The 25,231-nt window shown below is 58.7% G+C and carries 19 protein-coding genes and 1 tRNA gene; 14 read left to right on the top strand and 6 right to left on the bottom strand.

Going from position 1 to position 25,231, the window contains the following annotated elements; all coding sequences use genetic code 11:
* Window positions 1-62: 62 nt before the first annotated feature.
* Window positions 63-1,250 (bottom strand): elongation factor Tu, encoded by a 1,188-nt coding sequence (tuf, locus tag VEH04_14575; protein HYG24003.1) that lies wholly within the window; start codon window positions 1,248-1,250, stop codon window positions 63-65.
* A gap of 66 nt (window positions 1,251-1,316) precedes the next feature.
* A tRNA-Thr gene (locus VEH04_14580) sits at window positions 1,317-1,392 on the bottom strand.
* A 264-nt stretch (window positions 1,393-1,656) separates the two neighbouring features.
* On the opposite strand from VEH04_14580, the gene VEH04_14585 reads away from it, so the two are divergent.
* Entirely contained in the window at window positions 1,657-2,202 is a 546-nt protein-coding gene (locus VEH04_14585) for a low molecular weight phosphatase family protein (protein HYG24004.1), read from the top strand.
* On the opposite strand, the gene VEH04_14590 is transcribed toward VEH04_14585, so the two are convergent.
* Window positions 2,189-4,138 carry a PAS domain S-box protein gene (locus VEH04_14590; GenBank protein ID HYG24005.1) on the bottom strand — a complete coding sequence of 650 codons (1,950 nt, stop codon included), beginning with the start codon at window positions 4,136-4,138 and terminating at the stop codon, window positions 2,189-2,191. The genes VEH04_14585 and VEH04_14590 overlap by 14 nt on opposite strands.
* A 158-nt stretch (window positions 4,139-4,296) precedes the next feature.
* On the opposite strand from VEH04_14590, the gene VEH04_14595 reads away from it, so the two are divergent.
* The 12 genes from VEH04_14595 (at window position 4,297) to VEH04_14650 (ending at window position 19,674) form a co-directional block, all read left to right on the top strand.
* A complete protein-coding gene (locus VEH04_14595; protein HYG24006.1) occupies window positions 4,297-5,298 on the top strand; it encodes an SPFH domain-containing protein in 1,002 nt (333 codons plus the stop codon).
* A gap of 4 nt (window positions 5,299-5,302) precedes the next feature.
* Window positions 5,303-5,473 (top strand): Arc family DNA binding domain-containing protein, encoded by a 171-nt coding sequence (locus VEH04_14600; GenBank protein HYG24007.1) that lies wholly within the window; start codon window positions 5,303-5,305, stop codon window positions 5,471-5,473.
* Window positions 5,474-5,802: 329 nt separating this feature from the next.
* On the top strand, window positions 5,803-9,708 hold the full coding sequence (locus VEH04_14605; GenBank protein HYG24008.1) for a glycosyl hydrolase: 3,906 nt from the start codon (window positions 5,803-5,805) through the stop codon (window positions 9,706-9,708).
* 134 nt (window positions 9,709-9,842) lie between these two features.
* Window positions 9,843-10,262, top strand: coding sequence for a response regulator (locus VEH04_14610; protein ID HYG24009.1), 420 nt, complete (start codon window positions 9,843-9,845; stop codon window positions 10,260-10,262).
* A 10-nt stretch (window positions 10,263-10,272) separates the two neighbouring features.
* Window positions 10,273-12,300 (top strand): chemotaxis protein CheA, encoded by a 2,028-nt coding sequence (locus VEH04_14615; GenBank protein HYG24010.1) that lies wholly within the window; start codon window positions 10,273-10,275, stop codon window positions 12,298-12,300.
* A 5-nt stretch (window positions 12,301-12,305) separates the two neighbouring features.
* Complete coding sequence (locus VEH04_14620; protein ID HYG24011.1) at window positions 12,306-12,812, top strand: chemotaxis protein CheW; 507 nt, start codon at window positions 12,306-12,308, stop codon at window positions 12,810-12,812.
* A complete protein-coding gene (locus VEH04_14625) occupies window positions 12,809-14,956 on the top strand; it encodes a methyl-accepting chemotaxis protein (GenBank protein HYG24012.1) in 2,148 nt (715 codons plus the stop codon). The genes VEH04_14620 and VEH04_14625 overlap by 4 nt, the downstream gene beginning before the upstream one ends.
* A 6-nt stretch (window positions 14,957-14,962) precedes the next feature.
* Entirely contained in the window at window positions 14,963-15,826 is an 864-nt protein-coding gene (locus VEH04_14630; GenBank protein HYG24013.1) for a protein-glutamate O-methyltransferase CheR, read from the top strand.
* Window positions 15,823-16,866, top strand: coding sequence for a chemotaxis response regulator protein-glutamate methylesterase (locus VEH04_14635; protein HYG24014.1), 1,044 nt, complete (start codon window positions 15,823-15,825; stop codon window positions 16,864-16,866). Before VEH04_14630 ends, VEH04_14635 begins: the two co-directional genes overlap by 4 nt.
* A complete protein-coding gene (locus tag VEH04_14640) occupies window positions 16,863-17,240 on the top strand; it encodes a response regulator (protein ID HYG24015.1) in 378 nt (125 codons plus the stop codon). The genes VEH04_14635 and VEH04_14640 overlap by 4 nt, the downstream gene beginning before the upstream one ends.
* Window positions 17,231-17,848, top strand: a complete 618-nt coding sequence (locus tag VEH04_14645) for a chemotaxis protein CheC (protein HYG24016.1) — start codon at window positions 17,231-17,233, stop codon at window positions 17,846-17,848. The genes VEH04_14640 and VEH04_14645 overlap by 10 nt, the downstream gene beginning before the upstream one ends.
* Window positions 17,849-17,859: 11 nt before the next feature.
* Entirely contained in the window at window positions 17,860-19,674 is a 1,815-nt protein-coding gene (locus tag VEH04_14650) for an ATP-binding protein (protein ID HYG24017.1), read from the top strand.
* A 28-nt stretch (window positions 19,675-19,702) separates the two neighbouring features.
* Here the strand turns inward: VEH04_14650 and VEH04_14655 are convergent, their stop codons facing one another.
* The 3 genes from VEH04_14655 to VEH04_14665 all read right to left on the bottom strand — a co-directional run bounded on the left by VEH04_14655 (window position 19,703) and on the right by VEH04_14665 (window position 24,747).
* Entirely contained in the window at window positions 19,703-21,232 is a 1,530-nt protein-coding gene (locus VEH04_14655; protein HYG24018.1) for a biopolymer transporter TolR, read from the bottom strand.
* A 400-nt stretch (window positions 21,233-21,632) separates the two neighbouring features.
* Window positions 21,633-23,195 carry a glycoside hydrolase family 43 protein gene (locus VEH04_14660; GenBank protein HYG24019.1) on the bottom strand — a complete coding sequence of 521 codons (1,563 nt, stop codon included), beginning with the start codon at window positions 23,193-23,195 and terminating at the stop codon, window positions 21,633-21,635.
* A 250-nt stretch (window positions 23,196-23,445) separates the two neighbouring features.
* Complete coding sequence (locus VEH04_14665; GenBank protein ID HYG24020.1) at window positions 23,446-24,747, bottom strand: glycosyl hydrolase family 8; 1,302 nt, start codon at window positions 24,745-24,747, stop codon at window positions 23,446-23,448.
* 332 nt (window positions 24,748-25,079) lie between these two features.
* Here VEH04_14665 and VEH04_14670 point away from each other — a divergent pair.
* The coding region (locus VEH04_14670) for a xylose isomerase (GenBank protein HYG24021.1) at window positions 25,080-25,231 on the top strand (152 nt) is incomplete at its 3' end.

The raw sequence follows: 25,231 nt of genomic DNA on the forward strand, positions 1-25,231 counted from the left end.
CCGACAAAAAAGGAGGCGGGGATTTTATCCCCGCACTCCAAAGAATTGTCGAATCCAGTTGCTTACTTCATCACTTCGGAAACGCGGCCCGCGCCAATCGTGCGGCCACCTTCACGAATTGCGAAACGCAAGCCCTTTTCCATCGCAACCGCCTTTTGCAGTTCGACTTCGACCGCTACGTTATCGCCAGGCATGACCATTTCCACACCCTCGGGCAGCGCCAATGTTCCAGTCACGTCGGACGTGCGGAAGTAGAACTGCGGGCGGTAATTGGTGAAGAACGGCGTGTGCCGGCCACCCTCGTCTTTCGTCAAGACGTAGACTTCGGCCTTAAACTTCGTGTGGGGCGTAATCGATGCCGGCTTGGCGAGAACCATGCCGCGTTCGACTTCTTCCTTCTTGGTGCCGCGGAGCAGCACGCCGACGTTGTCGCCAGCATTCGCACTATCCAGAAGCTTTCGGAACATTTCGATGTCCGTCGCGACGGTTTTACGCGTGTCGCGGAGGCCAACGATTTCCACTTCGTCCATCTTCTTGAGAACGCCACGTTCGACACGGCCCGTCACGACAGTTCCGCGGCCTTCAATGTTGAACACGTCTTCGACGCACATCAGGAATGGCTTGTCGACTTCGCGCACGGGATCAGGAATGAACGAGTCCAACGCGTCCAGCAGGTCGGAGATCGCCTTCTCACCTTCGGGCTTGCCAGCGAGGGCAGCAGTGGCGGAAGCGCGGATGATCGGGGTCTTCTCACCGGGGAAACCATACTTGGTCAGGAGATCGCGAATTTCCATCTCGATCAGCTCCAGCAGGTCCGCGTCAGCGAGGTCAACCTTGTTCAGGCAAACCACGATGCTCGGCACGCCGACCTGGCGGGCCAGGAGGATGTGTTCGCGGGTCTGAGGCATCGGGCCGTCAGCAGCGCTGACAACCAGGATTGCGCCATCCATTTGCGCCGCGCCCGTGATCATGTTCTTCACATAGTCAGCATGGCCGGGACAATCCACGTGCGCGTAATGCCGCTTGGGGCTCTCGTATTCCACGTGAGACACAGCGATCGTGACGGTCTTGGTTTCGTCGCGCACCGTGCCGCCCTTGGTGATATCCGCATACGAAATCGGAGGCGCCATGCCCTTGCGATTCTGAACGGCGACGATGGCCGCGGTCAGGGTGGATTTACCATGGTCAACGTGGCCGATCGTGCCAACATTGACGTGCGGTTTCGTTCGTTGAAATTGCTCTTTTGCCATGTGCGATCTCCTGCTGTGTTTGTCTGTTTACGACTGCGATTAATTATTGCGCTTCTGCTGCTTAAATGGAGCCCATGATCAGGATTGAACTGATGACCTCATCCTTACCAAGGATGTGCTCTGCCAACTGAGCTACATGGGCACCGGCCAAAATCAATTTCCTGATTCAATTTCCTGATGCCTGAAAGACGACAAAAAACCGTTCCCCCGCTTTCTTCCTGCGGAAATCTGAGGGACGAAACGGATTGTGCGTCTTTTTACGGCCCGACTAACAGCGCTGCAAATTACGGAACGAGCGAAAACGTGTCAACGGGTTTGTCAAAAATTTTGCAATGCGCAGTGACCCTCGGTAGCTCTATTGTTTTGGATTGAATACGGCAGCAGTTTTCCTGAAAGTCTGTTGCACATGCGCATCCATACAACCGCCACAGGGGTTGACGACCACGCGCCAACCGCCGAGCAGCAGAGCCCTTCCAGACCAGGTGCCGATGTCCTGTTTCTCTGCACTGGCAACTACTATCGAAGCCGGTTTGCTGAGGAACTGTTTAATCATCTGGCAGTCCGCCGCCGCATCCCACTGCGGGCGCATTCGTTGGGTTTCACACCGCATCCCGACACGAATCCTGGCTTCCTCTCGACCTTTGCGATCGCCGCGCTGGCTGAACGAAACATCGCCCCGGCAAGCACCCGCATGCCACAAGCGGTCAAAGCCGCGGATTTCATCACCTGCCGTCGGTGCATCGCAATGAGCGAGACGGAACATCGCCCCATAATGGAATGCCTGTTTCCGTCCTTGATCCACACGGTTCAATTCTGGTCCGTCGAGGACCTTGCCTGGGAACAGCCCCACTCCGCCCTGGGGAAGATTGAATCGTCGGTTGCCGCCTTGATGAGCGAACTCGTTGAGGGTGCCTCCTCCCCAACGAGCGCTGCTGCGGTCACGCCTTCGTGAGCTCGATCCAAAAGCTGGTTCCGGAAGCCGGATCAGACTCAAACCCGACGCTTCCTTCCATTCGTTCCATCGCCTTTTTCACGATCGCAAGGCCAATTCCCGTCCCGGGAAAACGGCTTTCCGGATGAATCCGGCCAAAAATGTGGAATAAACGGTGGCGATGTTCGGGAGCGATGCCAATGCCATTGTCGCGAAACCAAAGTCGCACCGACCCGCCGCGATCCTCGCATTCGACTTTTACGAGCGGCTTTACACCCGGCGCGACAAACTTCACAGCGTTGCGAAGGAGATTGGAGACGCACTGCGTCAGGTAAGCCTCGTGTCCAAGCACCTGTTCGCATCGGGAAACATCAACCACAACGCCCGCCTTGTGCTCTGCGATGTCGGGATAGTGGTCGATGACCCCGTCAATCAATGGCGCCAGGCTGACGGGTGACAACGTGATTTCACCCTTCGCGACTTTGCTGTACGTCAGGATATCCCGGACGAGCAGGTCCAGTCGGGCCGCGGCTTTCTGCATGCGATCGATATAACCCAGCGCTTCTGCGCTGAACTCACCGCGGTAATCCTCCACAAGCACCCGCGCGTAACCTTCGATGGCGCGCAATGGAGATCGCATGTCGTGCGAGACGCTGTAGGAAAACGCCTCGAGCTCTGCAATGGTTTCCTGCAATCGCGCAGTGCGCTCGGCAACGGCCTTCTCAAGCATCTCAGCGTGCTTTTGCAATTGCTGCTGCGCCTCGGCAAGCGCTCTCTCCGCCTGCTTCCGTTCGGTGATGTCATGAAATACAACTCCAACCTGCCGGCGTGTTCCATCGCCCACGCGAAACGCATACACCTCCAGCGTCCGCGAACCCGACCTTAGATCGCGTTGCAAGCGCAACGGTTTTCCGAAGGTTGCAACCTCGTCGTAAATGCGAATCCAGTCTTCGGCTTCCGTGCCAAGGATGTCGCGGACAGTCCTTCCGGCCACCATCTCAACCCCTGATTGGTGGGGAACCGCCGGGTTCGCAGCCACATGGCGGAAATCCACGATTCCTGCAGGCGATTCGATTTTCTCAACAACACAAAACCCTTCCGCCATTGAAGTAAAGAGCTCTCGATACCGCTCTTCGCTCTCCCGCAATGCCTGTTCTGAGCGCTTGCGGTCAGTCACATCGCGCGTCGTGCCCGCGATCAATTCGATTTTTCCATCAGGCCCAATGACTGGCGTGAAAATGTATTCGTAAACGCCAAAGATTCCGGTGCCTGGCGCCTTGAATGGGACCTCGCCTTTGATCGATGACTTGGTATTGATAACCTGCGCAATTTCCCGCATGTGCATATCGTGATGCCATTGCTCGTACCCGAGTTCACGGCAGGTCTTGCCGACGATGTCGTTCAGGACCATTCCCCACACTTCCAGGAGTCGCCGATTCGCATAAAGGAAACGGCCTTGAAGATCGAAGAGATAAACGAAATCCGGCGTGGTTGACGCAACGCCTTCAAAAAGGCGGACCTGACGTTCGTATCGTTCCAGGGTCTCGCAAGCCGATGCTTCCGCCCGCTTGCGCGCTGAGATGTCGACCGTGACGCACACTGCGTTTTCGGTCTTGCCCAAATCATCAACGACGGGCGCAACACTGTTGCTCACCCATACGCGGGCACCGTCTTTGCGCACGTACTCCTTCTCAAGGACGAATGAAGTGCCATCCCGCCAAAGGCGTTCGAACAACAGCATGTTTTGCTGCAAGTGCTCCGGCGCCGTGATCGCCTGCATTTGCAGTTCGAGAAGTTCCCTGCGCGGATAGCCGGTGATCTGGCAGAACCGGTCGTTCACAAACAAAAACCGTCCAGTCACATCGACCTGGCTGATCCCCACAGTGACTTGTTTGACGATTGCGGCGAAGCGTCTCTCGCTGACGGGGGTGGGGCCAGAGGCTGACACGGTTTCCATGCTGTGACTCACAAGGACTGATTACGACCACTGCAATTTAAGGAATTCATCGATTCGGACAATTACAATCTGAAACAACTTCAGATCATCACGGCACCAAAATTGAGTTGACCAGTGACATATCGGAGTGATATCACATCGATACCAAAAGGAAATCTATGAAGAACCCATCAAACAAGCCGGTCAGTTCGGAACGGGAGGCTACGGCCATGAGCGGTTGGGCAATGTTGCTGTTTAACCTGGGCCTGCTCTTCGGAATGTTGTTGGCCGCCATTGCAGTCTTGATCGCCACTGCCAAAACGGACGAGAACAACCTGTTGCTGTGGCTGCTTCCCATCGCTTTGGTAGGATTCATTTCGATCATCCTGCTGTGCGGCCATTTCTCTCTGCAGCCAAATGAGGCCAGGGTCTTGATCTTGTTTGGAGAGTATAAGGGCACTATCCGCCAAAGCGGCTTTTGGTGGGCCAACCCCCTTTATTCGCGAACACGCGGTCCCAGCAAGGACCACGGATACATCACGGCGCACAATGTGAAAGCGGGCGAGACTCCTCACAGGGCACCCGGCCCGTCAGCAAAAATCTCGCTGCGTGCCCGCAACTTCAACAGCGAGAAACTCAAGGTGAACGACAAACGCGGGAACCCGATTGAAATCGCCGCAGTCGTGGTCTGGCGCGTTGAAGACACTGCGCGGGCGGCGTTCGATGTCGACGATTTCGAAAGCTATGTTCATATTCAGGCCGAATCCGCCATCCGCCACCTCGCGAGCCTCTACGCTTACGACCGAGGCGACGAACATGAACCCACATTGCGCGAAAGTGCTGATGAAGTTGCTGCCGGGCTCAAACACGAACTCCAGGAACGGCTGGAAAAAGCCGGCGTCACAATTGAGGAAGCCCGCCTCACGCATCTGGCATACGCTCCTGAAATCGCGCAGTCGATGCTTCGCCGGCAGCAGGCGGAAGCAGTGATTGCAGCGCGCCAGAAGATTGTTCATGGAGCGGTTAGCATGGTGGACATGGCCTTGCGGGAACTTGCCGAGAAATCGGTTGTGCACCTGGACGATGAACGCAAAGCCGCCATGGTCAGCAACCTGCTCGTTGTTCTTTGCGGCGAATCTGAGGCTTCGCCGGTGATTAATACAGGCACGCTCTACGCCTGAGATCATGGCAAGCGAAGATCGCAAAAGCTTTCTGTTGCGCATCCCTCCTGACCTCTGGAAGGAGCTCGAAAAATGGGCGGCGGACGAATTACGAAGCGTTAATGGCCAGATCGAGTACCTCCTGAGGCAGGCTTTGGAACGTCGCAAATCCGGGGGTGGGAATGACGCGGATTAACGTCCCTGAGCCAACCCTCGCTCCTGTGTCGGCCGCTTCCGCTCTTCGGGCACGACGGTGCGGAAGCGAGTCACACAGATCGCAGGGCTGCGGATCCGCATCGCGCAGTTCATCGGCGTCCTCGCGTGGCAGTCGGAATCGGAAATGCCTGCATGTCTTCATGCGCAGATTCAACCTCCTGCGTGTGACAACTGCTTGGCACGCATGTGACAATCCGGTGACGAACTCACGCTGACATTCCGCACCTATTTCCTCGCGCAGTCGGATTGACCCGCCTGTTTCTGTGGACGAGCCGATTGCTGAAATGCTATGGGTAACCGCGCTTCTCTATGAACTGGACTCGTGCCGCCGTGCGGATCATCTCTCTCGCTGCTGTTGCTGCAGCGCTGCCGCTGATTGCTGCGGATCCAGCAAACCCCGATCTCGAACGGAATTTCCGGTTTCCACCGCTGCAGGCAAAAGCGCGCACCCTCTGGATGTGGATGAACGGCAATGTAACCGCCGACGGCATTTCGCGCGACCTTCAAGCCATGCAACGGGCCGGTCTCGGCGGGGCCCTGATTTTTAACATCGGCGAATTCATCCCCAAGGGCGCTGTTGATTACGGCGGGACGAACTGGCTGGAATTGATGTCCCACGCCGCGCGCGAAGCCGAACGTCTGGGCCTGGAACTCGCCATGCACAATTGTCCTGGCTGGTCGAGCAGCGGCGGGCCATGGGTCACGCCCGAGATGAGCATGCAACGGCTTGTCTGGAGCGAGACGCACGTGAAAGGCGGCACCGCCTTGGAGATCAATCTGCCGCAGCCGTTCACGCGCCTCGATTATTACCGCGACATCTGCATCCTTGCGTTTCCATCATTGCCGGGCGAAGAGAAGCCCTTCGCGGAAGCATTGAAAGCTGTGCGGAGCGCGCGCGGGTCGGTGGACAAACGTCTGTTGATCGACACTGATCTCGCAACGGCCATTAATGCGTCGCCCGAAAATCCGCTCGTGCTCGAATTTGCGGAGCCGTTCAGCGCGCGTGCTGCGACCATTCATTACAGCTCGGGCGGAGCCACGGTCGGCTTCGAACTCGAATCCAGCGACGACGGGGAAACGTTCGCACCCGTCGCCACATTGTCTCCCGCGACGCCGCGCGCCATTGAAGACGCGTCGCTGGTTGCGAACTTTCAACCTGTGCAGGCGCGCTTCTTTCGCATCACACCGCGCCGATCCCGCGGCATCACGGAAGTTGAACTGCACGCGGCTCCGAGACTTCCCGATTGGAATTTCAAGGCGAACCATTCGTACCGTGCCGCGCGCCCGTTCAGTGTTGAAGGGGACACAAACAGGGTTGTGATCGAATCGCGATCGATTGTGAACCTCACCACCAACATGAATGCTGAAGGCGCCTTGCGATGGCTTGCGCCTGAGGGGCAATGGACAATTGTCCGGTTCGGATACACGCCGCGCGGGCAGCAGAACATCGCGGCGCCCGACAGCGGCGTGGGGCTTGAAATCGACAAAATGAGCCGCAGCGCGACGGCGTTCCATTTCGAGAAAGGATTGGGGCCGCTGTTGCGCGCGCTGGGCCCCAAGGCGGGAAAATCATTCACGGGCCTCGAAATCGACAGCTACGAAGTGGGCGTGCAGAATTGGACAGCCGGTTTCGAAGTAGCATTTCGCGAGCTGAACGGCTACGACATTCATCAGTTTCTGCCAACGATGACGGGCCGCTACGTGGACAGTGCGGAAACCTCCGAGCGGTTCCTCTGGGATTTGCGACGAACCCACGCTCAATTGGTTGCCGATCACTATTACGGCGGATTGAAGGACATTGGCAATCAGCGCGGGTTGCGATTGTTTGCTGAGCCGTACGGCGCGGGTCCGGGAGCTTACGATGAACTCCAAGTGGCCGGGCGGGTCGACGTGCCCATGGGCGAATTCTGGGCGCACTTCCCCTGGGACGACATGATGAGCATTCGCTTGGCGGCATCAGCCGCGCACGTTCAGGGAAAATCCATCGTCGCGGCCGAAGCCTACACTGCGACGGAAGAACAAAGCCGCTTCCTGGATTATCCCTTCGGGCTGAAGGCCACGGGCGACCTCGCATTTTCCCTTGGCTGCAATCAAATTTATTTCCATCGTTACGCACATCAGCCGCATCCAACGGCGATTCCTGGAATGACGATGGGCCCATGGGGATTCCATTTCGATCGCAACAACACCTGGTTTGAACACTCGGGTCCATGGCTGGCCTATATCGCGCGATCACAATTCCTGCTGCAGCAGGGAACTTTCGTCGCGGATGTGCTTTACTTCACAGGTGAAGGTTCACCGCAAATGTCCAAACGCATCACACCTGAACTTCCACCTGGCTATCAGTTCGATGCCATTGACGCAGAGACCTTGTTGCGTTCGGCCCACGTGGAGAATGGTACCATAGTCCTGGAAAGTGGCGCTCGCTATCGGGTCCTGGCGATGCCGCCAGACCTGAATGCAATGACGCCCCAGATTCTGCGCAAGCTGCACGAGTTGGTGACGCATGGCGCGGTGGTGGCGGGTCCCAAACCGGTCCATTGCCCGACACTGCGTGGCGGCCTGGCAAGCCAGGACGAATTTGAAACCCTCGTGAACACGCTTTGGAACACGTCGGACACCAACGGCCTTCACATTTCAAGCTCCCCTCCGGCAGAGCTCCTGCGCGATCACTCAATACCTCCCGATTTCGACTTCACTGCAGAAAACCCCGATGCCGATCTTGTGTGGCTGCATCGCCGGGTGAAGGACGCGGATATCTACTTCGTCGCCAACCGGCAGAGGCGTGACGAGAACGTCGTGGTTTCTTTCCGGGTCGAAGGCCGGCAACCTGAGCTGTGGAAACCTGAATCGGGAACGATTGAGACGTGCGCAGTGTTCGAAATGACCTCAGGCCGAACACGTGTCCCACTCGCACTCAAGCCCTCGGAATCCGTCTTTGTTGTCTTCCGAAAACCAGCGGAATCCCATGTTGCCTGGGTCGAGCGGGATGGCAGACGCATCGTGGATGCGTCCGCAACAACACAGCGCGCGGTGTCGGTGCCACCCACAAATTCCTTCACCGTCCATGCATGGATCAAGCCCGACACCGACCTGATGGGAATTCCCCAGGATGGCGGTTCGGTTGCGGAGAATGGCAAGAGCTGGGTGATTCCTGCGCAGCCGGGGCGTGAGGCAAACTCGTCCGTTTTAGGAATCGCCGCCGGCCGCAACGGCGTCATCGTCGCAGAGCGGAATGGAAACAACCTGAATGCGCTGATGGTTCATCGCTCCCCGATCTCCTCATGGACCCATGTTGCAGTCACGTGTCGCGGCGGCACCACCTCTCTGTTCATCAACGGACGCAAGGTCCGGGAAGGCCGGGCTGCCGCGGGTGGGATTCGAGCAGGATATGGTGCGGCGCCCCTGCCAGGCAGGACGATCTACTACTTCGATGGTGATATGACCCGTCCGCAGATCTCGGCCGGCGTGCTTTCGGATTCAGCCATTGCAGAATTGTCGAGACGCGGCGTGCCGGATCCGGCGCTGCCAACCGGCCTCGAAATGTTTCAGGCGGAGGGGAGACGCAGGGCCAATGTCTGGTCTCCCGGCAGATACAGCCTCAGCGACGGGGGGCAGCTGAACGTATTGCAGGTGCCTGAACCTCGCCTTCTGTCGGGACCATGGGAGGTGGCTTTCAGCGGCCCAGGCAAGTGGCCTGATCCAATCACAATGACTAACCTTGTTCCGTTGCAACAGCACAACGAGCCGCTGATTCGCAACTTTGCCGGGCGAGCAACATATCGGCAGCAATTCGAGCTGAGCTCGGATCAATTGGCGCACAGCGGCAAGCTGTGGCTGGACCTTGGCCGGGTGGCAGTTATCGCGGAGGTTCGGCTCAACGGCGAGTGGCTGGACCCGCTCTGGCGGCCCCCTTTTCGGGCCGAGATCACCGCCCTGGTTCGACGCGGGATGAATGATCTCGAAATCCACGTGAACACGCTTCTGGCCAATCGCCTGATCGGCGATGAATCGCTGCCGTCGGAAAATGAGTATGATCCCCGCACACGTGCGATCCTGGCGTTTCCGGAATGGTATTCGCGCAACCAGCCCAAGCCTCCAGGGCGTGCAACCTTTTCCACCTGGCGCTTCTTCCAGCCTGATGACCCGCTCGTTGAGTCCGGGCTGCGCGGACCCGTGCGGATCCTCACGAGCGTTACAGAAGAGTTCAGGTGATTTTGGACTTTTCGACCCGTGGTATTTCGCCTTTTCTAACGGGACGGGGGTCAGCAGCAGTAGGTTCTGACCCTATTTTGAATTGGGCACGCTGGCGGATCATTCAACGACTGTGACTTTGTACAACCACTCCCGTGAACATAGTTTTAATCGAGGATTCTGAGGACGACGCGTTTTTCTTCTTTCATGCATTGAAGGGAACGGGGTTGCCTGCAGAGGTGACCCACCTGCCGGGCGGCAGCGAGGCGATTACTTTTCTCACGGAACTCTCTGAAGGCAAGCATGCGACCCCTGATCTCATTTTCCTCGATCTAAAGCTGCCCGTCTATTCCGGCTTCGACATTCTGCAATGGCTGAAGGATCGTTCGATGCTGGGTGGACTGAGGATCGCGATTCTCAGCGGATCGGATCATCCCTCCGACCTGCAAACCGCACGGGAATTTGGAATCATGGATTACCTGGTCAAGCCCCTTTCGCCTGACGATCTGCGGCGGCGCATCCAGGCCGCCGGCAAAGCGGCACCTCCCGCAGCAGCCCTCAGCCGCACGTCGTAACCGTCCCCCGATGAATTCGGAACTTCCAGCGGGTCTCAACGCGGAGATGCTCGACGACTTCTACGTCGAATGCGACGAGCAGTTGACTGCGATCCGGGAGAACCTTGTCCGCCTTGAAGAATCCGTCGGCATGGCGGAGGCCGATGCGGAAGCTGTGGAACGGCTCTTCAGAAGTTTTCATTCGTTCAAGGGAAATGCGGCGATCGTTGGTCTCAGGGCTGCCGAAAACCTTTCCCATGCGGCGGAGGATTTCATCCGCGAATTGTCCGCTGGAAAGGTAATCCTTCGCACGGAAAGCCTGGACCTTCTGATGGCATCGGCGCAACGGCTTGAAGAGATCGTTGCGGGTCAGCGCGCCTCAAAACCCATCCCCGAGATTGGACCGTTGCTGGCAAGCTTGCATCAACTCGCCGGAAAATCCGACGACACGCCCCCTGTCCCTACCGCAGCGCCTGTGAACGCTGTCAAACCCGACCTGCTGGCGCGCGCGGAACAGGCTCGTGCCCGTGGATTGAGTGTCTGGCGGTTTACGTTTGCGCCCAGCCAGGGCCTGGACCAGCGCGGGGTGAATGTGGGTTGGATCCGCTCGCGCATTTCGGGCTTGGGTGAAATTCTGGATGGAATCCCGCAGGTGCATCCCGGGGGGACGATCAGTTTTGATTTCGTTGTTGCCCTCGCTGAAACCCCGGCAGACCTGAGCGCATGGGAGAACGACGGTGTCCGCATCGCCCCTTTTTATGCGTCGCCCTCCGCACACGTGAAGACGGTCCAAGACACGCACACGCCGCAGTCCGCAGCGGCAGCAGGTCCGTTCGTGGCGCCATCCCACGTGGTTCGGGTGGATCTCAGCAAGCTGGATGAGCTGATGCGCATCACGGGAGAAATGGTTATTCACCGCGCGAGGCTTGAAGACCAACTCCAGCGTTTGTCCCGCGAAAATCCGGGGGCCGACACACGCGGACTGCAGGAAGCGACGAACGCCATGGCGCGTGATCTTCGGGAACTACGCGAAGGCATCATGCGGGTTCGCCTCGTTCCCGCAGCAGAGATCTTCGCGCGGCTGCCCTTCGTGGTCCGCGATTTGGCGCGGGATTCCGGCAAGCAGGTTCGCCTCACACTTTCCGGCCAGCAGACAGAACTAGACAAGTACGTCGTCGAGCGGCTGAAGGACCCGTTGTTGCACCTCGTGCGGAATTCTGTGAGCCACGGAATCGAGCCGCCCGCAATGCGTGTCGCCTCGGGCAAGCCAGCCGAAGCCACCATCTTCCTGCGTGCATCCACTCTCGGCGATTCCGTGATGATCGAAGTGGGTGATGACGGCCGGGGCGTCGATTTGGAAGCGGTGCGCCGGCGTGCTGCTGAGCGCGGATTGCCCGCGCCCGAGAACTTGAATGGCAATGCGCTGTTGAAGTTGCTCACGATGCCGGGTTTCTCGACGCGCGATGAGGCCGATCGTTCCGCGGGGCGCGGTGTCGGCATGGCAGTGGTGCAAAAAATAGTTCGCGAACTGGGCGGGATCCTTGCCCTCGAGACCCGTCCAGGAGAGGGCGTTCACTTCAAGTTGCGGCTCCCGCTTACGCTGGCCATCGCAGACGTTTTTCTCATCACCGTCGGCGCACAAACCTGCGCCTTGCCGCACAGCTATGTTCGCGAAGTGCTGCGGCTCGATCCTTCAACGATCAGGCGTGTCAATGAAACCGAGGTAATTCCCTACCGCGATGGAATTTTGCCGCTAGTGCGCTTACGCTCACTCTTTGCAATGGAAGCACAACCTGGCAGCGAGGTCATTCTCGTCCTGAATTCCGAGCGTGGAAGCGCTGGGCTCGTGGTCAGCCGAATCCTGGGGCAACGCGAAGTTGTTGTCCGCCCTCTGCGCGATCCGCTGATCCAGGTCGCGGGTGTTGCAGGGGCAACGGAACTCGGCGATGGCAGGCCCGTGCTGATCCTCGACGCAGCCGCCCTGACGGGCGGCATTGTGCGTCCGAACGAAGACGACGCGGACGCCGCGACGGCTCGAACCGTTGCGATCGCAATCTAAGTTTTATGGCTAACGAGACCTATGTGTTGTTTGAACTCGCGGGCACGACGTACGCCCTGCCGAGCCGGGAAGTTCAGCACATCGAAATGCTGGATCACGTGACACCCGTCCCGAACGCGAACCCTGCGGTCGAAGGCGTGATTTTCTCTCGCGGCCAGGTCATCCCGGCAATGAACCTTCGCATGCGTTTCGGATTCCCACGCGAGCCGCACACTCTGCGCACCCGCGTGATCGTTGTGGATATTCATCAACGCACGGTGGCATTGATCGTTGATGCTGCCCGCGAATTTCGGGCGATCCCCGACAACGCGATCCGTTCGATCGACGAAACCCTTGCGGGTGTGGATCGCAATTACTTGCGCGGTGTTGCGACCTTGAATGATCGCCTGATTCTTTTACTAAACCTGGCCGCGGTTCTCAACCACGGCGGGGCCGGCCGCATGATTGATACTGCGCGCGGTCTGGCCGCCGTCCCATCGAGCTCAACCGAAGCCGTTCACGCCAACCCATGAAAGCAAAGCAAAAATCCAAGCCAACGCGCACCCGTTCGCGCCAGAACCATCAACTCCGTGATGTTGCGGTCCGCGTGGTGGACTCGGCGGACCAGATCACCCGTGTGATTGCGCGCGTCGCCACAGGCGCCGAAACCCAGAACCGCTCTCTCGACAGCGCCGCAAGCCAGGCCAACCAGATGACCGCGTCGCTCAAAGAAACCGCCCGCCAGGTCGAATCGGTGGCTGCTTCTTCGGAAGAGATGGCCTCCTCCATCAATGAGGTTTCAGCTTCCATCGAGCAGGTGACGGCGAACGCTGCGTCCGTCGCATCCGCCATTTCACAAACTTCCGTCTCGATCCAGCAGATCAGCGCGAGCACCTCGGCCGTGACTGACACGACTAGCGAAATGGCGGCTTCCGCGCAGGAACTCACCACATCTGCCGTTGAAGTTGCCGCCTCGGTTCGGCGAGTCACGAGGGACACCGACGAACTCGTCACCTCGCTGAACCAGACAGGCACCTCGATCGAGCAAATGAACCGCTCCATTCAGGGAGTGGTAACGAACGCAGATGATCTCACAGCCGCTTCGGAAGAGACTTCGTCAGCGATGAATGAAATGGCGGCGTCGATCGAAGAGGTCGGCGCGATGTCCGAAGGACTAGCGTCCTCCGTTGAGGAAACGGCCTCGTCGATCGAAGAAATGGCGAGGTCCATCCAGGGGGTGGCGCAGAGCGGCTCGAAGATCGCAGAAGCCGCGAACAACGCCGCCACCAGCGCGACTCAGATGGACCGTTCCAGCCGCTCCGTGGCGGCCCTCGCCAAGCATGCTGAGGAAATCACCAAACGCGCCTCCCACGACGCTGAAGCCGGCGGCCAGACCATCCAGCGCTCGATCGAGGGAATTGGCAAAGTCGCGACAGCCATGGGGAGCACAACAAACGCCATGCGCGACCTCAATAAGCGCACCATGGAAATCACGGGGATTGTTGACACGATCAACGTGATCGCCGAACGCACCAACCTGCTTTCCCTCAATGCCTCCATCGAAGCCGCTCGCGCCGGCGACGCGGGGCGCGGGTTCGCGGTGGTTGCCGAGGAAATCCGCAACCTGGCCGACCGTTGCGCGCGCGCCACCGCGGACATCGGCCAGATTGTCCGTGCGCTGCAGGAAAGCACGCGGGACGCGACCGAATCCGCAAATCACAACCTGCGCGTGGCAGAGGACAGCAACAAGCAATCGGAATCGGGGTTGGAAGGTTTGCGGCGAATTCTCAATAGCATCACGGAAGCGTCGACAGTCGTGGGCCAGATCAGCCGCGCCACGGAAGAGCAGCTCGTCGCGGGCAAACACGTCAGCGAAGCAGTGTCCACCACCGCCACCGAAGCCCGTCAGATCGCCGGGGCAACGGCCGAGCAGGCCAAGGGCGCGGGCAATATCGTCAAGGCCACAGCGCAGATGAGGAAGGTCTCCAAGGAAGTCGCCCAGGCAATGGGCGAACATGGGCGGGCCGCGCGCGAAGTGATCAAGGCGGCGCAGAATTCCAACAACATTGCGATCCAACTGCGCCGCGCCACCACGGAGCAGGCAAGCGGACTTTCGCAAATTGTCCAGGCCGTCGATTCAATGCGCAAAGGCGGCGCCTCAACATCGCGCGCTCTTTCCGAGCAGGCGACCGCGACAGAACAGGTGTCCAAGGAAGCTGAACGCCTCGCAAATTTGATAGCGGCAGTAAACCGCTCGATGACGGAGCAGTCCAGCGGAACGGCACAGATTTCGGCGGCCACGGAAAGCGTGCGGCAGCAGGCCGAACAATTATCGCGCGCCGTGGCGGAGCAGGCCAGGGGCTCGAAGGATTTGACGACGGCATCACAGAATGTCGCGAAACAGATCCGGCTGATCACGCAGGCAAACACGGAACATTCGTTGTCAGCCGAGCAAGTCCTGCGATCGCTCCTCGAAATTCGCGAGGTGGCAGGCCACAACGCACAGGACGCAAAATCGGTGCAAACCACCTCGGAGGATCTGTTAATGCATTCGGGCGAGTTGCGCGAGATTGCCGGAACCCGCAACGGAAACGGGAGCAGCCGGGGCGGGCGCAGACCCTCTCTGGCCAGGCGCCGGGACACGGTGACGAACGGGTCGCACCTCGCCAGGAGCTAACCACCTATGGCTTTGGCCCAGGAAGCACCCTTATCCCTGCCGAACGGCATTTCCATTCTGCTGCGTGACCTGGTCCATGAGCGGATCGGCATGTATTTCGATACATCCCGGCTGGACACCATGCTGGAAAAGCTCCAGGAACCAGCCAGGGCACGGAACTGCCAATCCCTGCTCGATTACTACTACCTCCTGAAATACGACCACGATGGGGCGGCCGAGTGGGAAAAGGTCATGGATGCGCTGTCGGTCCAGGAAACCTATTTTTGGCGGGAGTTCCCCCAGGTGCAGCTCCTCGTTGAAGTGATTGTGCCTGCGTGGTTCGCCACCCATCACACAACACTACGCATCTGGAGTGCCGCCTGCGCCACCGGCGAGGAACCATATACCGTCGCCCTTGCCCTCCAGGAAGCCGGGTGGGGCAACCATCCAATTGATATCGTTGCGAGCGATGCGAGCGTCAGCGCCCTGGACAAGGCGAGGCAGGGTCTTTTCCGCGAACGCTCATTTCGATCCCTCTCTCCCGAACTGCGGGCGCGCTACTTCACTGAACAGGACGGCCGATGGCAGCTCGATTCCTCAATCATCCGCCGCGTAAAATTTCATCGGGCGAACATCGTTTCCCGGCAGGAAATTGGGCACCTCGCCGAGGCTCCCGTGGTGTTCTGCCGCAACGTGTTCATCTACTTTTCACCCGAAGCCATCCGCAAAACCCTCAGCACCTTTGCGCAATTCATGCCTTCACATGCCTACCTGTTCGTCGGCGCTTCGGAATCGTTGATAAAACTCACGTCGGACTTCGACCTGGAAGAAATGAATGACGCGTTTGTCTATGTCCGGAAGCCGAGGCCTGAGGAGGCTCCCAGCGCATGAATCAATTGATTCGCACGTTGATCGTCGATGATTCCGCCTTCGTACGAAAAGTTGTCCGCGAAATGCTCTCGCGCTGTCCCTACATCGAAGTCGTGGGCGCTGCCCGCGATGGCCAGGAAGCGCTTGAACTCGCGCAGCAATTGAATCCGCAAGTGATCACCTGCGATCTCATGATGCCCAAGCTGGACGGGGTCGGCTTCGTCCGCGAACAAATGTCTCGCGCGCCGATTCCGATCCTGATCCTGACGGCGTCTCCCGAAGACGGGGAACGCGCGCTGCTCGCCATGGACGCCGGAGCGGTGGACATCGTTCAAAAGCCGACTGCGCTCGCTAACGACGATCTCCTCGGCATTCGCGAGCAGTTGGTCGACAAGGTCAAGGCAGCGTCACGGGCTCCTGTTGGACGCCCACGCCCCCGGCCTGCGAAGTCTCGCATTCCGATGCCGGGAGGCGGGCTCCGGCCGCCCTCGCGGGCAGATATCGTGGTGATTGGAATCTCAACCGGCGGGCCCCAGGCTCTTCGCCACATCATACCGCAATTCCCGGCACAGTTTTCGATCCCCATTGCGGTCGTTCTGCACATGCCTGTGGGATACACCCACCTGTACGCACAGAAGCTCAATGAGTTATGTGCTCTAAACGTCATGGAGGCACGGGAGGGCGAAGTGCTGGAACCTGGAAAGGTACTGGTCGCCCAGGCGGGGCGCCATTTGCTCGTGCGCCGTTCGCCCGCGGGCAACGTCGTTGCACAGATGTCCATACAACCGCTCGACTTGCCCCACCGGCCCGCCGTGGATGTGCTGTTCCAATCGGCAGCCGAGGTTTATGGTGAACGTGTGCTGGGTGTCGTGATGACAGGAATGGGTTCGGATGGGAAGGAAGGTGCCGCCTGGATTAAGGCGCGCGGAGGAACCATATTGACTGAAGCCGAAGAAAGTTGCGTTATTTACGGGATGCCACGCGTTGTCGTCGAAGCGGGACTCAGTGATGGCGCCGTTCCGCTGGAACAAATGGCACAGTCCATCATGGAAAAAATATGAGCGCACGAATACTGATTGTGGACGATTCGAGCCTGGCGCGCCGCACGTTGCGACAGATCCTCGAGCAACAGGGCCATATCGTCGACGAGGCTGCGGACGGAGCCGCGGCGTTGGAACGGTATTACATCAACCGTCCCGATGTCGTCTTCCTCGACATGGTCATGGAAGGCATGTATGGCCTTGAAGTGCTCACGAAAGTTCGTGAATTGAATCCAGATGCCAAAATCATCGTGGCAACGGCAGATATTCAAAAATCAACCCGCGAACAGGCGCAGTCCGCGGGAGCTTCGGCGATGATCAACAAACCATTAAACCGGGACGAAGTGGTGCGGATCGTCTCAGCGGTTCTCCAGGGAGAGATGGTATGGAACTGACAGAAAATCAAACCGACTCTCTGACGGAGTTGATCAACATCGGCTACGCTCGCGCCGCGGGGGCACTTTCGGAATTGACGGGGCATCGCATCACGCTGGAAGTACCGCGCGTGGCAGTGCATACCATCGATGAGATCACCGGTTCGCTGCGAGAAGTGATTCACGGCGAGGTTGCGAGTGTCAACCAGGTCTTCTCCGGCCCGGTCGCAGGCAACGCCCTTCTGCTGCTGGACGAACGCGCTGCGCTCATGCTGAATCAGTTGTTGATGGATGAGAGGACGGTGGCGCGCAGTCTGGATAGCGGAGTGCGCGAGGTCATTACCGAGGTGGGAAACATCCTGCTGAACGCGTGCCTGGGCGTGTTTGGAAACCTGCTGCAGGTGCAGGTCACCTTCTCTGTGCCACGCATGCACGTGGATTCGATCGAGGCCGTGCTGAATTCGATCACTGTGCGGGACCAGGAACTTCGCTTCGCGCTCATGATCCATACGCGCTTTCACGTACGCACAAGCAACGTCGCTGGCTACCTCGTAATCATCCTTGGAGTGACGTCCCTGGATCGCCTCCTGGTCGAACTGAAACGCTGGGAGGACCGTCAGGTAGCCTGATTTCCGCGGCTATGCCTTCGAACCTGGACGCCAGCCTTCCCATTCCCGCTGTTCCCTCCCATCACGCCGCAATGCTTGCGTGGATGCAGGAGCTAGCGCCCTACGGCATCTTCACGACGGACTGCAACTTCAGGATCAAATCCTGGAACGAATGGCTGGAGACGCACAGCGGACTCGCAGCATCGCTGGTGATCGGGCGCGGTGTGTTCGAGGTGTTCCCCGATCTTCGCACTCGAAAACTCGACGAGCATTTCCGGCGCGCCGCCCTCGGTGAAGTGATTGTGCTGTCGACCGCGTTCCACGGGTTTCTCCTGCCCTTCGTTCCGACCGTTCGGGACGCGGGCTGCGAGCACATGCAGCAAACGGCCCGAATCGCACCACTTCTGGTTTCAGGCAGCGTTTGCGGCACCATCACGATCATCGAGGACGTGACGCAGCGGGAAGTGCAGTCGATGATTCTCGCACGCAAACAGGAGCGGGACCAATTGCTTTCATCCGCGCTGGCGCATCTGCTAAGGACGCGCGACCCGGAAACCATGGTGAAGGAACTGTTCCCAAAGCTCGCGGACTGCGTGCGGGTGGACGCGTGTTTTCATCACATGGTCGAGCCTGCCTCCGGCGCGGTCCGCCTGCATGGCGCAACAGGAGTCTCTGATGAACAACGCCGCGGGTTGGAATCACCGCGACCACAGGATTCGCTGGGCGGCCTGGTGGCGGCGCAGCGTTCCAGCGTCCTCGTCAGCGATCTTCAAACCACGACCGAAGCACGGCTCGCGCGTGAGCGGTCGATGGGGTTCCTTGCTCTCGTCGGCTACCCGCTGCTTGTCGGAACGCGGCTGATCGGCACGCTGACGTTCGGCACGCGGACACACAGCTCGTTTTCGTCCGAAGACCTGGAACTGCTCGCTTCCGTGGTGCAGTACGTGGCGATCGCCCTGGATCGTGCATTGACTGAAACCGCTCTCCAACGCGCCGAGCGCGAACTGCGTCACCATGCGGAGGACCTCGAAGCAAAGGTGCTGGAACGGACTGCAAGGCTGCAGGACACGGTGGTGCAGCTGGAAAGCTTCTCGTATACGGTGGCGCATGACCTGCGAGCCCCGATTCGTGCGTTGAAGGGGTACGCCCAGGTGCTGCTCGAGCAGGCAGAGGCCGAACCTGAGTTATTTCCACCAAACGGGCGCCACTACCTGGCGCGAATCGAACGGGCAGCGGGCCGGCTCGAGGCAATCACCCGCGACCTGCTTCAGTTCAGCACCATTTCGCGCCAGGATGTGACGCTTTCCGTCGTCGATTTGGAGGAACTGGTGCGCGATCTTCAGTTGTTGCGACCGACCCTGAATGACACTGTCCTGTCAGTTCAACAACCGCTGCATCGCGTAATCGGACACCGCACGCTTTTGCAACACTGCCTTTCCAACCTTTTGGATAACGCCGTTAAATTCATCGCGCCAGGCAACGCGCCTCGCATCGTGGTTCGGAGTGAGGTCATTCAAGCCAGGCTGCTTCCCCCGCGGCATCTTGCCTACAACCTGAGGCTTGGCGGTGCGCCAGACACGTCCACGATTACGGCCGCGGCACCAGAACAGCCGGGCGAGAAACTGGTGCGCATCTGGGTCGAAGACAATGGCATTGGAATCCCGCCGGAATCACAGGAGAAAATTTTCGGGATCTTCGAACGCCTGCATTCACCGGAGCAATATGAAGGCACCGGCATCGGACTGGCGATAGTCGCGAGAGCCATGGACCGGCTTGGCGGGAGCTGCGGTGTGGAATCCTTCCCGGGTAACGGCAGCCGATTCTGGCTGCTGCTCCGCAGCGCCTGATGCGGCTGCTTCGGAAATCTTCAACCCGTCAGTCTTCCGTCAGATCCGAGTTTGTCACGAAAGCAATTCGCCGGCTGTCGGGTGACCACGACGGCACATTGATCGTCCCCTGCCCGCCGTAAACATACGCGATCACCTTCGCCGTTCCGCCCGCGAACGGCATCAGCCGCAGGTAACACTGCTTGTAGTACGGGTGGTCGCGCGGATCGATGTCTCCCGGAAAACTGATGAACACTATCCACTTTCCGTCCGGTGAAATGTGCGGGAACCAATTGTTGAACTCGTCATTCGTCACCTGTTCCTGCTCGCTGCCGTCAGGCTTCATGCGCCAGAGTTGCATGCGCCCGCCGCGAGTGGAGTTGAAGTAGATGTATTTGCCATCAGGCGTGAATTCGGGACCGTCGTTCAATCCGGGCGAATCGGTCAGACGCACCTCCTGGCTCCCGCCATCCGAACGAATCTTATAGATGTCATACTTGCTGCTGCGGCCTCCCGTGTAGACAAGCCACTTGCCGTCGGGCGACCAGCCATGCAGGTACGACGGAGTTCGTGGCGTGATCCGTTTTGGAATGCCTCCCGTCGCAGACAGCGTGTAGATCGTCGACTCGCCTCCCGGTGCACTTTGATCGCTGATGCCCAGCATCGAACCATCGAAGGAAAGGACGTGGTCGTTGTTATTGCGATTGGCAAACCCCGTGTTCACGAATACCGGCGTTCGTGTCGCCAGATCAAAGCGCACCAAACTGCCCCAGTTGCCCGCGCGTCCGCTGTTGTTGTAAATCAAAGCCTTGCCATCAACCGTCCAGTTCGGCGCCTCGAACGGCTGCTTTGACTGGTGAATCTTCTCAAGCCGGCCTGAATGCACATCGAGAATCTCAAGGACGCTTCCGATGTAATCGCGATACGGCGTGAACCCCTGCCGCACGGGCCGAATGATCCGAACATCGCGAAACTTCGCGGTCTCGATCACCTCTCCGTTGTGCGAGCAAACGAACAACCCGGCCTGAACGGAATCACTCAGCTCAAATTCCTTGATCTCGCCGCTGACGAATGTTTCTCCAAAGGCCGCGACAGAAAAGATGAACGTGTTTCCGCGCCGTTCGAACTGCAGCACAGTGCCATTCGTGGAGGGCAGGACGATCTGTTCCGTTGGGCCGCCATGAACGCGGCGAAACTGAATCGATGTCAGGCCATCACCATGCACGGCGCAATCCACGTAACGCGCCTCAGGATCCAGGCTTTCGCGCGCCATCCATCCTGCTTTCCGATGAGGATCGACACCCGGCGTCAGCCATTCAAATCGGGTGCGCAGGAGGAAGTTGCCGCTTAACGGCCTGTGAATGAAGTGAAACTGGTCCCGCGTCTGCCACATGTTCGTTCCAGCGCCGCTCACGGTGTACTCCTGCGCTGCCGCGTCATACGTTGCGGAACCCTGGCGCGCGGGCGACCCGATATCGCCATGCGCGTCGAATTCTCCGAGCACCCGCGGAGGAACGGCCGCGAGGGAACCAACCAGCGAGCTGAGGGTTATCATGGCGGGCAATATCAGGAGGTTCATAGGGAAGGTCTTTGGCCGGCCGTGTCCTGCGGATTCGACACGCGAACGGGCATTTTCACGCCTTCATTCAACGACGCTTCGCGTTCGTAAATTCCAGAAACAGCGCTGCCGCCCTTCAGATGGATGGCCACTCCCTCCGCCGTTTCCTCTCCAAACGACACAGCGATCCGAATCCCAGGGTCAAGAATGAAGTCCAAGTCTGGCGAGACGATGATCGTTCGGGTGAAGTTACGACGACATCCATCGCATCCATGGCGATCCCGGAAGATTCAAGCCAGGCATCCGGACGATCGATCAACTGCCTCCAGCGGCCTTCATCGCCTTGAAAAGCCGGCAGCGATTCCATCATGCTGCGATACCCGGCGGACCTGGCGGGTTTCAGCGGACATGCGAATCCGTTTCAGGGCTCGGCCGCGGGTTCATATTCAAACCAATCGAAGTCAGCCGGACTCGCGCTGGCAGAGCCATTCCCGGTGGCGTACAAGCCAAAGAAAACTCCGGTGAAATTGAAGTTGGCGCCAGGCTGGGCTGTCAGCGTTTCAGTCGATAGATCCCGCGTTCTCGCAGTTCCAAGACTTTTCTCCTGACCACCTTCCACCTGGTAAAAGAACTCATACGCAAGGGGCTGCGCCTTTACGGAAAGAATGACTGCCCCATCCGGAATCGCGACCGGATCCGAGATATCCATTTTGCCATTGAGCACCTTGCGCAGGAACACGTGTCGTTTCCCGGAACGCACGTTGATGCCGATGGCGTAGTGGTTCCGCTCATTGCCGCGCAGAACGACACCCGCTTCCTCGTTGGGCTGATCCGGCTTGAATTCCAGTTTCGCCGCCGCACGACAAATCAATGCAGTTTGTGGCTGGCCAATGAACGCCGGCGACAACTCGTTTGTGAGCGTAACTGCCGAGCCACGCAACCGAAACCAGCCCTTTCGATCGGACAAAGAATAGTCAGCATCATTGGGGTTCCGAACGTAACGCCAGTCCAGTCGCAGCGCCTTTCCCTCGAAGTCGTCCCGCGCCGGCAGTTGCGGCCACGGATGCGGATCGAGCCGCGGCGCAGGAAGTGTCGCTGCGATTGGCTGATTCCCATTCACCACTGGCCACCCGTTTTCCCAATCCACTCGCGCCAGGAAAGTCTCGCGGCCAATGTGATGAAACTGTCCCCCTTGCGGCCTGAAGCCCAGGAACACCATCCACCAACCGTCCGGAGTCTGCACCAGGTCGCCGTGTCCGAGCGCCTGGAAGGGGTGATCCGGGCGATTGCGATGCGTGAGAATGGGGTTTTTGGGATTCGGCTCGAACGGCCCCCACGGAGAGTCGCTGCGCGCCACCGTGATCGAATGGTCATAACTCGTTCCCCCTTCGGAAATCATCAGGTAATATTTGCCATTGATGCGGTAAAGATGCGGACCCTCGGGCCACACGCCGCCAGTGCCGCGCCACAGTTCCCGAAGTTCTCCTTCCAGTTTGCCTGTTTCGAGATTGAGCAACTGCTGCCCGGAATAGCCGCGTTCGCCACCCACCTGGCGCGTGTAATAAACCTTGCCGTCCTCATCAAAAAACAGGGACGGATCAATTCCCTCCCGATCGAGCCAGACCGGATCTGACCATGGGCCTGCAGCGTTGCGCGCCGTGACATAAAAATTTCCGCCGCCTCCAACCACGGTCGTGATCATGAAAAAGGTGCCGTTGTGGTGTCGGATTGTCGGCGCGAAAACCCCGCCCGAACTTCGCATTGTTTCCAGGTTCAACTGGCTTTTGCGCGTCAGGCAGTGACCGATCAGATTCCAGTTCACCAGATCTTTGCTGTGATACACCGGCACGCCCGGAAAGTACTCGAACGTGCTGTGAACCATGTAGTAGTCGTTGCCAACCCGGCAAATGCTCGGATCAGCGTGAAAGCCGGGAAGAATGGGATTCCTGAACATGCGTTGAGACATGGGTTCGGCTGCAATCATGGATAGCGGAATGGTACAAAAGAGAGCCATTAACACAGGCAACAAAACCAACCTTGCCCCGCTCCTCCTCCGCTTTTCTTCCGCCCCCGTCCGCGACATCGATGACGGAGAAAGCCCCGGTGGGAGAGTGCTCTGATCCCTTCCGCAACGCCGCGTCGTTTCCAACTTCCAACACTCCACATTTCTCCATCGGCCGGCTCCGCTGGGAGCGACGGATTCAGGCGTATTCGTTATCTGAAGTCTGTTCATATCAAGGTTTCCAAATGCGAAATTCTCCACTGCAGTGCAGCAAGCCCATGAGATAGAGCATGCCGTCGTAATAACGATACCGGCCCGTGGGCGGCCGCGCATTCCACAGTTCTTCGACGAACCGATGCGAACGTTCGTGCGTTGCCGCAAGACTCGCCACTGCATTCATCGCCACAATCCCCACGGTGTGGTCGGCACCCAGCATCTGACCCGACAGCGTGAAGCGGCTCCCGTATTTATCGATTCCCTGTTGCTCGAAGAACTTTTGAATTCGATCGCTCAACTCGCATGCTCTTCGATCTTTTCCGAACCACGCCCAATCCATTGACCAGTTCATTGCAGTGCGCCAGGCGTCGAATTGAAATTTGTCGCTGTCGCGGCTCCATGGCGCGCGCCAGGGTGTGCCGTCAAAGTTCGCGTACTCTGGGGTCAGGCCCGTCTGCGGATGCGCTGCACGTTGAAAGAAGTCGCGGCTGACAGCCGCAGCACGCCGCCAGAACTCGCGATCGCGGTCAGGTCCCCACAACGCCCAGAGTTCGTAAAACGCGGGAAGATGATACGATGGATCGGTATGATTCCTGTTCGGAAAATCCGGGGTGAACCGAACCATCGCCCGCTCTGGATCAAAAATCGTCACGCCGGTTTGCACCCCTGAAACCGTGCGGCCGGCAATCATCTCCCGATGCAGGAAGTCCTGGAGCAGCTGATCCGCCTGCGCGCCGTATTCATGAATTCCCCTGCCATCACCCCAGCGATGCGACGCAAAGTAGAGCGACGTTGCAAAGTATTCCTCCCCGTCCGGCGCAGGCATCTCGTCGTTCGGAAGACCGTTCGTTTTCATCGACCATGCAAAGTATCCATGGGCCGGGTGATTGGACGCGCTGTGATACATGAAGCTCCTGGCCCAATTCCAGATGGCGTCAAACTCCGCCTTTCGATTCAACTGCACGGCGATCATCATTCCGTACGACATGCCTTCGGAGCGCACGTCGTTGTTGTTGATGTCGCATATGTAAGCCAGCGGGCCGTTCTGGTTCGTCCCGGCAGGAAAGTAAACCGCCTCGGAGTCGGCTTTTCCAAAGAACAATTGTTGAAAAGCTCCATCGATCTTCGCGCGGATCGCATTGGAGGAATATCCCCTCTCCAGAAACAGGTTGCGGTGGTGCCCTGATTCAAACGCGCTCGTCAGGGCGCCTTGCCGAGAAGGTTGCGTCGGAGTGGAAGTGGATGCTCGACACGACCAGGCCGCGCATGCGCACGCGCACAGCACGCCGAGGACGGCATTGCGAACGGGGTTCGACATCCGTGGCAGCAGTCGGAACATTCCGGAAATCTAACAGGGCGAAACCCCACGAGGGAATGGAGGATTCTGCGATTTGGATGCAATCGCTCGCCACCCCGACTCGACTGAACCCCCGCTGCAAATCAGATTTTCCTCCATTCCCACACTTTGAAACTTTGCTATGGTCGCGGCGATCGAAGCTAAAAAACGTGGACCAACGCTTTAAGACACTCCGACGCCGGAGGAGAACTGGAATCGCCCCGGCATGCCGTGTCGTGACACAACCAAAATCTCAATCCAATCCCATGCGACCATTCGCCGCGATGGCGACAGTCGCGTGACATTCATCCGCTATGGCTACCTCCGCTGCATTCAAAGACGTTTCCAACATCCCATTCGAAGGGCCGAAATCCAGGAACCCGCTGGCCTTCAAGCATTACAACCCGGACCAGAAGATCGAAGGCAGGACGATGCGCGACCATCTGCGCTTCTCCGTGGTTTACTG

It is taken from the genome of Verrucomicrobiia bacterium (genome assembly GCA_035629175.1).
Taxonomy (GTDB): domain Bacteria; phylum Verrucomicrobiota; class Verrucomicrobiia; order Limisphaerales; family DASXHY01; genus DASXHY01.